General features: G+C 71.0%; 13 protein-coding genes. 8 read left to right on the top strand and 5 right to left on the bottom strand.

The window, feature by feature from the left end:
* Positions 1 to 133: 133 nt before the first annotated feature.
* From ABTZ89_RS30315 to ABTZ89_RS30305, 3 genes are read right to left on the bottom strand one after another with little or no spacing between them, the layout of a single operon-like run.
* Complete coding sequence (locus ABTZ89_RS30315) at positions 134 to 1,165, bottom strand: sensor histidine kinase (protein ID WP_351051096.1); 1,032 nt, start codon at positions 1,163 to 1,165, stop codon at positions 134 to 136.
* Positions 1,156 to 1,884, bottom strand: a complete 729-nt coding sequence (locus tag ABTZ89_RS30310; RefSeq protein ID WP_351051093.1) for a response regulator transcription factor — start codon at positions 1,882 to 1,884, stop codon at positions 1,156 to 1,158. The genes ABTZ89_RS30315 and ABTZ89_RS30310 overlap by 10 nt, the downstream gene beginning before the upstream one ends.
* Before the next feature lie 4 nt (positions 1,885 to 1,888).
* The gene (locus tag ABTZ89_RS30305; protein ID WP_502949619.1) at positions 1,889 to 3,217 is read right to left on the bottom strand and encodes a hypothetical protein; all 1,329 of its coding nucleotides are present in this window, start codon (positions 3,215 to 3,217) and stop codon (positions 1,889 to 1,891) included.
* A 141-nt stretch (positions 3,218 to 3,358) separates the two neighbouring features.
* Here ABTZ89_RS30305 and ABTZ89_RS30300 point away from each other — a divergent pair, with 141 nt between their 5' ends.
* The 4 genes from ABTZ89_RS30300 (at position 3,359) to ABTZ89_RS30285 (ending at position 6,425) form a co-directional block, all read left to right on the top strand.
* Positions 3,359 to 4,012, top strand: a complete 654-nt coding sequence (locus tag ABTZ89_RS30300) for a glycosyltransferase family 2 protein (protein ID WP_351051087.1) — start codon at positions 3,359 to 3,361, stop codon at positions 4,010 to 4,012.
* On the top strand, positions 4,006 to 4,674 hold the full coding sequence (locus ABTZ89_RS30295; RefSeq protein ID WP_502949618.1) for a TIGR04282 family arsenosugar biosynthesis glycosyltransferase: 669 nt from the start codon (positions 4,006 to 4,008) through the stop codon (positions 4,672 to 4,674). The genes ABTZ89_RS30300 and ABTZ89_RS30295 overlap by 7 nt, the downstream gene beginning before the upstream one ends.
* Positions 4,675 to 4,941: 267 nt before the next feature.
* Positions 4,942 to 5,745 carry an SAM-dependent methyltransferase gene (locus ABTZ89_RS30290; protein ID WP_351051084.1) on the top strand — a complete coding sequence of 268 codons (804 nt, stop codon included), beginning with the start codon at positions 4,942 to 4,944 and terminating at the stop codon, positions 5,743 to 5,745.
* A gap of 308 nt (positions 5,746 to 6,053) precedes the next feature.
* Positions 6,054 to 6,425, top strand: coding sequence for a TraR/DksA family transcriptional regulator (locus ABTZ89_RS30285; RefSeq protein ID WP_270952622.1), 372 nt, complete (start codon positions 6,054 to 6,056; stop codon positions 6,423 to 6,425).
* Here the strand turns inward: ABTZ89_RS30285 and ABTZ89_RS30280 are convergent.
* The gene (locus tag ABTZ89_RS30280) at positions 6,411 to 7,379 is read right to left on the bottom strand and encodes a GlxA family transcriptional regulator (protein ID WP_351051081.1); all 969 of its coding nucleotides are present in this window, start codon (positions 7,377 to 7,379) and stop codon (positions 6,411 to 6,413) included. The genes ABTZ89_RS30285 and ABTZ89_RS30280 overlap by 15 nt on opposite strands.
* A gap of 119 nt (positions 7,380 to 7,498) precedes the next feature.
* Here ABTZ89_RS30280 and ABTZ89_RS30275 point away from each other — a divergent pair, with 119 nt between their 5' ends.
* From ABTZ89_RS30275 to ABTZ89_RS30265, 3 genes are all read left to right on the top strand, one after another.
* Positions 7,499 to 7,708 (top strand): hypothetical protein, encoded by a 210-nt coding sequence (locus ABTZ89_RS30275; protein WP_270952626.1) that lies wholly within the window; start codon positions 7,499 to 7,501, stop codon positions 7,706 to 7,708.
* A 138-nt stretch (positions 7,709 to 7,846) separates the two neighbouring features.
* Positions 7,847 to 8,089 (top strand): SHOCT domain-containing protein, encoded by a 243-nt coding sequence (locus ABTZ89_RS30270; protein ID WP_270952627.1) that lies wholly within the window; start codon positions 7,847 to 7,849, stop codon positions 8,087 to 8,089.
* 292 nt (positions 8,090 to 8,381) lie between these two features.
* The gene (locus ABTZ89_RS30265; protein ID WP_270952628.1) at positions 8,382 to 8,609 is read left to right on the top strand and encodes a hypothetical protein; all 228 of its coding nucleotides are present in this window, start codon (positions 8,382 to 8,384) and stop codon (positions 8,607 to 8,609) included.
* 49 nt (positions 8,610 to 8,658) lie between these two features.
* On the opposite strand, the gene ABTZ89_RS30260 is transcribed toward ABTZ89_RS30265, so the two are convergent.
* Positions 8,659 to 8,958: a hypothetical protein gene (locus ABTZ89_RS30260; RefSeq protein ID WP_270952629.1), complete on the bottom strand. Its 300-nt coding sequence runs from the start codon at positions 8,956 to 8,958 to the stop codon at positions 8,659 to 8,661.
* Between the two features lie 235 nt (positions 8,959 to 9,193).
* On the opposite strand from ABTZ89_RS30260, the gene ABTZ89_RS30255 reads away from it, so the two are divergent.
* The gene (locus tag ABTZ89_RS30255; RefSeq protein ID WP_270952631.1) at positions 9,194 to 9,463 is read left to right on the top strand and encodes a GlsB/YeaQ/YmgE family stress response membrane protein; all 270 of its coding nucleotides are present in this window, start codon (positions 9,194 to 9,196) and stop codon (positions 9,461 to 9,463) included.
* Positions 9,464 to 9,549 lie beyond the last annotated feature (86 nt).

Raw genomic sequence — 9,549 nt, 5'->3', positions numbered from 1 at the left:
GCACGTCGCCGGTGGTGCGCGGCCCAACGACGTGCGGCACATCGTCGCCGATCCGGCGAAAGCGCGACGCGTGCTGGGTTTCCGGGCTGCGGTCGAGTTCTCGGACGGGGTGGCGTCCTTTGCGCACGCGCCGCTACGGGCGCCTGCCGCGATCGGCCTGGGCGAGCGGTAGCCGGACCTCGAAGCGGCACCCGGAGCCGTGGTTGCGGGCAGTGATGGTGCCGTGGTGCGCCTGCACGAGTCCGCGCGCGATCGCCAGGCCGAGCCCGGCCCCGGCGGTGTCGTCCCGCCGGGCCTGGTCGCCGCGGAACGCGACGTCGAACACCCGCTCCAGCTCGGCCGGTGCGATTCCGCCGCAGGCGTCGTCGACCCGCAACCACGCCTGACCGCCGTCGGTGCCGGAGGTCAGCACGATCGAGCCGCGGGCCGGGGTGTGGCGGATCGCGTTCGACAGCAGGTTCCGCAGCACGCGGGAGAGTTCCGGATCGCTGCCCTGCACCACCGGCCAGTCGCTGGTGGCGGTCCGCAGCTCGACCTCGCGGTGCCGGGCCAGCGGATCCACCACCGCGACCACTTCGTCCACGACGTCGCGCAGCGGCACCGCGGAGAACTCCAGCTGCACCGCGCCCGCGGTGATCCGGGACAGCTCGAAGAGGTCCTCGACCATGGCCGACAGCCGCTCGCTCTCGGACCGGATGTGCGTGGCGTAGGCGCACACCTCGTCCGGTTCGCCGACCACGCCGTCGGCCAGGGCCTCGGCCATCGCGCGAATTCCGGCCAGCGGAGTGCGCAGGTCGTGGCTGATCCACGCGACCAGCTCCCGGCGGGCGGCCTCGGCGGCCCGCTCGCGCGCGCGTGCTTCCCGCTCCCAGACGCTGCGGCGGGCGATGCTGCGGCCGAGCAGGACCGCCACCGGCACGGTCACCACCGCGACCGCCGTGCAGATCACCACCGCGGTGGTCAGCTGCGGCCCGAACATGAAGCCGGTCACGCCGACGATCCCGGCCAGGGTGGCCAGCAGCGGCGTCAGCACCAGCGCGGTCAGCGCCGAGGTCAACGACCGCTTCCGCAGGAAGTAGAGCAGCGCGGCACCGGCGAACGCGACGGGCAGCGAGAGCCCGACCGCGTAAGGGACGACGTGGGTGAGTTCGGTGATCACGTCCATGCGGTGGCCCCGGTCGGTGGCTCCGCGGGATCGTAGCGGTACCCGACACCCCAGACGGTGCTGATCCGCCGGGGACGGGCGGGATCCGGCTCGATCTTCTCCCGCAGGCGCCTCATGTGGACGGTGACGGTCGAGTGGTCGCCGAAGCTCCAGCCCCACACCGCTTCCAGCAGTTCGGTCCGGCTGAACGCCCGCCCCGGGTTGCGCAGCAGGAACACCAGCAGGTCGAACTCGCGACCGGTCAGCGACAAGGCGGCACCGTCGAGCGTGCACCGCCGGGCACCCACGTCGATCTGCAGGCCACCGTCGCGCAGCGATTCGGCCGCAGCCGTGAGCGCAGCGCGAGATCGGCGCAGCACCGACCCCACGCGCAGCACCAGCTCGCGCGGGCTGAAGGGTTTGACGACGTAGTCGTCGGCGCCGAGCTCCAGCCCGAGAACCCGGTCGGCCTCCTCGCCCAGCGCGGTCAGCATCACCACCGGGACTGGGCTGTCCTCGCGGATGCGGCGGCACACCTCCAGCCCGCCTATCCCGGGCAGCATCAGGTCGAGCACCACGAGGTCGGGCGCGGTCGCGGTGAATGACCGCAGCGCGGTTTCCCCGTCGCCGGCGAGATCGACCTGGTAGCCGGAGCGCTCCAGGTACCGGCGGAGCACGTCGCGCACCGCGTGGTCGTCGTCGACGACGAGGATCCGCCCCGCCTCGTCCTGCTGCTTCATCCGATCACCAGCTCGTCGCGATCAAGTGGTTCACCGCCAGCGCGGTCATCGCCTGCCCGGCCAGCCACCAGCGCCGCTGCCGGTCGGGCAGCAGGGCGGCACCGACAGCGAACCACACCGCGAACGGCAGCCAGATCCGCTCGACCTCGGCCTTGCTCAAACCGGAGATGTCGGCGGCCAGCACCGCTGCGGTCGCCGCCAGCACCAACCAGGCAGCCGCGCCCCGGTCCACCGCGGCTCGGCGGACGGCCACCGCGGCGAACGGGCCCGCGGACAGCAGCAGAGCACCGATGTTGCCGAACACCCAGTACTCGTACGGCCGTTGGGCGAAATCGCCTTGGTGGTAGCGCTGGACGACCAAGTGGTAACCGTCCAACCACCAGAACCCGCACCACGCGAACACGGCGACCACACCGGCCACGCCAGCTGCGGCGAGCAGCAGCGCACGGGCCCCGCGAGTCCACAGCACCACCACGACCACGAGCGGGAAGAGCAGCACCAGCCCGTAGCTCAGGAACAGTGCGAATCCCAGCAGCACGCCAGCGCTGACCGCTGCGCACGCGGCCCACAAGCCACGGCGTGTGGCGGCAATGGCCAACAACGCGATCCCGGTGGTGGAGACCCCGGTGAACATGCCGTCGGCGGACACCCCGACCCACACCGCGCCGGGGAACAGCACGAGGAACGGCATGGTGGCCCGGGCCGCGTCCGCGCCCGCGAGAGCCCGCACGGTGACCGGCACGGCCACCGCCGCGAGCTGACCGACCGACATCGACACGACCGCTGCCCAAGCCCCACCACCGAGCCCGATCCGGTCGAGCCACACGTAGCTCAGCAGGGCGCCGGGCGGATGCCCGGACACGTGCACGGTCCAGGAGTCGGGCTGTCCGGCCAGGATCCGGTCGGTGAAGACGCGGAGCGCGGCACCGATGTCGGTGACCCGCGGTACGTCGTGCAGGTATTCGGTCCACTCGGTCAACCGCCCGGCGATGCCGTTCTGCCACCCGTCCACCAGCGCCAGCGACACGGTCCACACCATCCCGGCGAGGTACCCGGTCACGAGCAGGCGGCCCCACGGCAGGCGCGCGGCCAGCACCGGACCCCAGGTGATGACCGCACCGGCGGTGACGATCGCGAGCGGGGTTCCGGGGCCGACGCGGGGCAGCCAGTACCCGAACAGCGGTGCGGCATCGGCGTACAGCGGAACACCCGCGCGGTTCAGCAGGAAACCGGCTGCGGCCGAGCCCACCACGACGACGACAGCGACGGCGAGCGCGACCAGATCGGCCCGCCACCGCCGGTCCGCGGTGGGGCTGGGGGTTGTCGGCACCAGCGCGAGGCTAGTCCGGGCGCAGACCTTCGCCAACGCGCCGGCGGCAGCCGTCAGCAACTCGTAAGAACTCTTCTCGCGTAAGGAATCCATAAGGTCGGTTGGAGTTCTCGGCACCGCCCGCAGTGCGTTTCACTGGCCTGTGTGAACGACGTCGATGTGGTGCTGCCCTGCCTCGACGAGGCCCGGGCACTGCCCGGTGTGCTCGCTGCGATACCGGCCGGGTTCCGCCCGATCGTGGTGGACAACGGTTCTTCGGACGGGTCGGCCGAGGTTGCCGAGGAGCACGGCGCGGTGGTGGTCCGGGAACCCCGGCGGGGTTACGGGGCGGCGGTGCACGCGGGCTTGACGGCGGCGACTGCTGAGTTCGTCTGCTTCCTGGACTGCGATGGCTCGTTGGACGCCGGGGAGCTGCCGACGATGGTCGCGCTGTTGCGCGCGGGACAGGCGGATCTGGTCGTCGGGCGGCGGGTTCCGGTGACCGCGGCCGCGTGGCCGTGGCATGCGAGGACGGGCAACGCGCTGATCGCGGGACTGCTGCGGCGGCGGGGGATTCCAGTGCACGACATCGCCCCGGTCCGCGCCGCGCGGCGGCTCGACCTGCTGCGCCTGGGAGTCGAGGACCGCGCCTTCGGCTACCCGCTCGAACTGCTGTGCAAGGCGGCGGAGGCGGACTGGCGGGTGCACGAGCTGGACGTGTCCTACCGGCCCCGCGCGGCCGGAACCAGGTCCAAGGTCTCCGGGTCGGTGCTCGGCACGGTCCGCGCCGTGCGCGACATGGCAGGTGTGCTCTGGTGAGCCCGACCGCGCTGCTGGTGATGGCGAAGGCACCCGTGCCCGGGTTGGTCAAGACCAGGCTGTGCCCGCCTGCCACGCACGCCGAGGCTGCGCGCATCGCCGCCGCGAGCCTGCGGGACACGATCGACGCGGTGCAGGGCACCGCACGGGCCCGACCGGTGCTCGCGTTGGCCGGGGAGCTCGATTCGGCCACCGGCGCAGTCGAGCTGCGCGACGCGCTGCGCGGGTGGACCGTTCTCGGGCAACGTGGCGACGGCTTCCCCGCGAGGTTGGCGGCCGCCCACGCCGACACCGCAGCGGCGCATCCGGGATTGCCGGTCGTGCAGATCGGGATGGACACCCCGCAGGTGACGCCGGATCTGCTGTCCGAGGCGTGTGCCGCGCTGGACGTCGCGGACGCCGCGCTCGGCATGGCCGAGGACGGTGGCTGGTGGGTGGTCGGGTTCCGCGACCCGGCCGCCGCGAGCCTGCTGGAGCTGGTGCCGACCTCCCGTCCGGACACGGGTGCGCGCACGCTCGCGGCGTTGCGCACTGCGGGTCTGCGGGTCGCTTCGCTGCCGCAGCTGACCGATGTGGACACCATGGGAGATGCGTTGCGGGTCGCCGGTTCCGTGCCGGATTCCCGCTTCGCTTCGAGCCTGCCCGCAGGGCTCCGCCGCTGACCGGTGCGGCTCCTGCTCATGCGTCGGATCGGCGGAGCTCGCTCGCGAGGTGGCGCGTTGTGCCCCACGCGGCCAGGCAGAGCACGAGCAGCGCGGGCCACAGCAGCACATGAGCGGTACCGGTGAGCCATCCGAGGCCATTCGGTGGCGGGTTTCGTTCTCATGGCAGATGGGGGTCTCCTTGCTGTTGCGTCGTGACCGGTCTTTTCGGTGTCGGCGGGTGCGATGATGATGAGTGGTGGGTGGCGACCTCCGGAGGAGGCCGGGATGAGCGATCCGGACGAGCGCGAAGTGATCGACGTGGGACGTCCGAACGCGGCGCGGATGTACGACTACTACTTGGGCGGGTCGGCCAACTTCGAGGTGGACCGGGCTGCGGCCGAGGCGGGCCGCGCCGCGATGCCGGACGCGGAGACCTATGCGCGCGCCAACCGGGCCTTCCTCGGGCGGGCGGTGCGATACCTGTGCTCGGTGGGCATCGACCAGTTCCTCGACCTCGGTTCCGGCATTCCGACCAAGGGCAACGTGCACGAGATCGCGCAAGGGGTGAACCCTCGGGCCCGCGTGGCTTACGTGGACATCGAGTCGGTGGCCGTGGCCCACTCGCGCCGCATGCTCGCGCAGGTCGACGGGGTGACCATCACCCGCGCCGACATCCGCCGCCCCGAGGTCGTGCTGTCCGCGCCGGGAGTTGCCGGACAGCTCGACTTCGACCGGCCGATAGCGGTGCTGGCCGTGGCGATCCTTCCGTTCGTGCCGGACGACGTGGAGGCCGCGGCCGTTCTCGCCGCGTACCGCCAGGCGTGCGCACCGGGCAGCTACCTGGCGATCTCGCACATCTCGCAGTTGGCGGCCAGCGCGGAGCAGGTGGCCGCGGCGGAGCAGGTCATGGCCCGCACGCCGACGCCGGTGAAGTGGCGGTCCGCCGATCGCATCGCCCCGTTGCTCGACGGCTACGAGATCGTCCCGCCCGGGCTGCTCCCCGTGCCGCTGTGGCGACCGGACGGTCCGGTCGAGCCCGAGCAGGTCGTCCGCGCGAACGCCTTCGGCGCCGTCGGTGTCCTGCGCTGACGTGCTGCCGGTTCGGCGGCTCTTCGGTGCCGTGGGCTGCTCTTGCGCGGCACGTGAGGGAGTCCTGAATCATGTTCGCCACCAATGCTGTTCGCGGTGAGTCCGAAGTGGACATCGGTCGGTCGGCCCGTTCCGGGTGTTGCGTGCTCGTCGTCATGCATCGATGATGGCACCGGGTCGAACGGGTTTTCGAGCGATTAATGGTCGCCCGATGGGATGATCATCGGTGGCCGGACGTTGCTCGCCCGGTGCCGCGGGCTCCGGAGGCTCCTCGGAATAGTGCTCTGACCTGCGGAGTTGTTAAATGCATGGGAGACCGCTCGACACGAGGTGGTACTGACCGGGCGCAGGAGCTGCTGGCCCGGGAGCGCGCGGACGCGCTCGCCAGGGTCGAGTCGTTGCAGCGGCACCTCGCCGCGATCGGTGACATCTCGACCTGGACCGGCACCGATGACGAGCACGACCCGGAAGGGGCGACGCTCGCCTACGAGCGCGCCCAGGTGCAGGGCCTGCTCTCCGATGCCCGGCACGAGCTGGATGCGCTCGACCGCGCCGTCGCGAAGCTGGAGAAGGGCACCTACGGAATCTGCGAGCGCTGCGGGAAGGACATCGCCCCGGAGCGGCTGGAGGCCTTGCCCGCCGCGACCACCTGCATCAGCTGCGCATCACTGCGGCACTGAGTCGGCGGTCCGGGCGAACGCCCTGCGGTAGTCGCGCGGTGTCACGCCGACGATGCGGCGGAAGTGGTGGCGCAGCAGGGAAGCGCTGCCGAACCCGCACTCGCGCGCGATCTGCTCGATGCCCAGCTCGGTGTCCTCCAGCAGTCGACGCGCGTGCAGGACGCGCTGCGTGGCCAGCCACTGGTTCGGCGTCGTGCCGGTTTCCGCGACGAACCGGCGGGCGAACGTGCGCGGGGACATCTGCGCCCGTGCGGCGAGGGCGGCGACGCTGTGCTCGACGTCCAGGGTTTCCTGCATCCAGGCCAGCACGGGTTCGAGGCTTTCGCCGGTGCATTCGGGTACGGGCAGATCGATGAACTGCCGCTGGCCGCCGTCGCGCTGCGGTGGCACCACCATGCGTCGGGCGATCCGCGTCGCAGCCGTCGAGCCGAGCTCGCGGCGGACCAGGTGCAGGCAGGCGTCGATGCCGGCCGCGGTCCCCGCGCTGGTCACGACGTCGCCGTCGTCGACGTAGAGCACGTCCGGGTCGAGCTCGGCGGTGGGGAAGCGGTGGCGGAAATCGGAGACGTAGAACCAGTGCGTCGTGCAGCGGCGACCGTCGAGGAGCCCGGCCGCGCCGAGCAGGAACGCGCCGGAGCACACCGAGAGCATGGTCGCCCCGCGCGCTGCGGCTGAGCGGAGCCCGTCGAGCACGTCCTGCGGGTAGTCGTCCCGGATCCGCGCGGCGGGCACCGCCACTACGTCGGCGCGGGACAGCTCGTCGAGCCCGTGCCCGGGGACCACCTGCATCCCCACCGAGGTGCGCACCGGCTCGCCCGGTCGTTGTCCGCAGATGCGGAAGTCGATCGGCGGCACCCCGTCGGCGGTCCGGTCCAGGCCGAAGACCTCGCACAACACGCCCAGCTCGAACGGGGCGACGTCGTCGAGGACGACCGCGGCCACGCTGCGCAACACGTCATCCACGGTAGCTGGCAGGATTTTGACGCACAATGGCATTGCTGCCGCTTTCGGCGGGATCCGGTGCATCCCACGCTGGTGCTGAGCGAACCCCGAGCGACCAGGGATGGCACACCATGAACATGCCGCTCGACCGGCCGTTCGCCGCCGGACTGGCCGGAATCCGCCGCTACTTCGCGGTCCAGAACTGGCTGTGGTCGCGCTACTTGACCACCTTGCAGCCGTGGGAAGCGGAAACCGAGATGCGCTGGGTCCGCAATCCGCTCAACCGGCGCTGGGAGCTGCGCGGCGGTGTGCTGCCGCCGTGCGAAGCCGAATCCACTTAGGACGCCTCCACCCGTGCACGTCCGGCAGGGCCGCGTACGTCGGGTGCGGTACCGCGAGTGTCGCTCGCTGACGGACGACTCGGCGCCTCGCCGGGCCGATGCTGGATCCGACGTTGGAACGGGTTCGGAGGTGTCGTGATGTTGACCGAGTTCATCGCCCAGTGGGGTCCAGGCATGCACGGAGGTCCGGGGTGGTTCATCGGACCGATCTTCTTCCTGCTGTTCCTCGGCCTGATCGCCACCGTCGTCGTCCTCGCGGTGCGCCGTCGGCCGTGCCGGAAGGCCGCGGGTGAGCGGGCGCGGGAGATCCTCTCCGAGCGCTACGCCCGCGGGGAGATCAGCTCCGAGGAGTACCGGGAACGGCTCGACGGCCTGAGCTGATCCTGGGCGGAGTGCGGACGCGGTCGGTTGCTGCTGGTCAAGGCGCTGGTGGCAACGGCCGCGTTCCGCGCGTTCCGAAATGGTGGAGAAGAAACAACCAGTTACTCGTAGGCGCCGGTGAATTTCCAACATATCCCCGTTTGGGGGAGCGCGTTCTCCGTCGTGGCGGGTTACCGTCTGGGCAGGTGCGCACTACCCCGGATTCGTCCGGGACAACACTGGGGGGAGAGGTCGAGGACGGCGGTGCATCGCCGTCCCTCGGCCGCTCGATCGACCACGGGAGTGGTCTGCGATGGATCTGATCACGAGGTGCAGCGAACTCCCGCACGAGAAGTTGTGCGAGGAGATCCGGATCGCCGGACTGGCCTACAAGCACGCCTTGGACGTCGGCTCGAAAGCCGACGTGGAGATGGCCGAATCGGTGCTGAACTGGTTCCTGGACGAACTCGCCGACCGGTTGCGGGGCAGCGCCGCGCCGATGGCCCGCGACAGCCGGGAGGACGAACCGGTCCCGCAATGACCGGTCGGGGCTCTGCGGCCCGATGCCGCACGCCCCGGACAGGTGCAGGTCAGTGCATGCGGGAGGCCATGCGGGACCCCGGTTCGGAGAGCCGGCCGCGGGCGGTCACCAGCGCGGTGCGGGCGTCTTCGCGGTCGCCGTGGGCGAGGTGCTCGGCTGCGGAGCGGACAGCGGTCGCCGCGTCGGCGGAGATCTCTATCTGCGGGTGCTCGTCGAGCATGCCGACTGCACGGGTCAGCTCCTGCTGCGCGCGGTCGGCCGGGTTGTTCGGAGCGGTCAGTAAGTCGATGAAGGCTGTGTCCACCGCATCGCGCAGGGCCGCCTCGGTCGAGCTGTGCTGGGCAGTCACGAGCCGTGAGTCTAGGCGCTGACCCCGACAATCCTGGCCGAAGATCACCCGCTCGAGTGGTCCTCGGGGAGTCGATCATCACGATGTGCTGCGAGATCGGATTCCGCGTGATCGAGCCGTCGGGCCGCTCGTGGTGGGTCGGATCATGTCCACTGAGGACGTCCGGGCGGCTTCCCGGCGCGTAACCTGGCGGATGATGTTGTTCGCCAGCGAACCCGGGAAGTAGGGGAGAGCGATGTTCTGGACCATCCTCGGATGGGTCGTCTTCGGCCTGATCGCGGGCTTCATCGCCAGGGCGGTCGTGCCGGGCAAGGACGACATCGGCCTGCTGGCCACCATCGTGCTCGGCGTCGTCGGTTCCGTCGTCGGCGGGTTCCTGTGGGGCCTGCTCACGGTCGGGTTCCGCGGCTTCCAGCCGGCGGGCTGGATCGGTTCGGTGATCGGCGCGGTGATCGTGCTGGTGATCTACAACAAGGTCACCGGCCGCAAGCGCCTCCGAAGGTAGGCCGCTCGAAGCGAAGAACCGCGGTTCCGGTCTCCACCGGAACCGCGGGTTTTGGGTCGGGGCTGGTCAGCGGGAGGCGGTGTTAG

It is taken from the genome of Saccharopolyspora sp. NPDC002686 (assembly GCF_040295745.1).
GTDB classification, from domain to species: Bacteria; Actinomycetota; Actinomycetes; order Mycobacteriales; family Pseudonocardiaceae; genus Saccharopolyspora; species Saccharopolyspora oryzae.
Note: the sequence above shows the minus strand (reverse complement) of the source record. Positions and strands in the feature narration are given on the sequence as shown.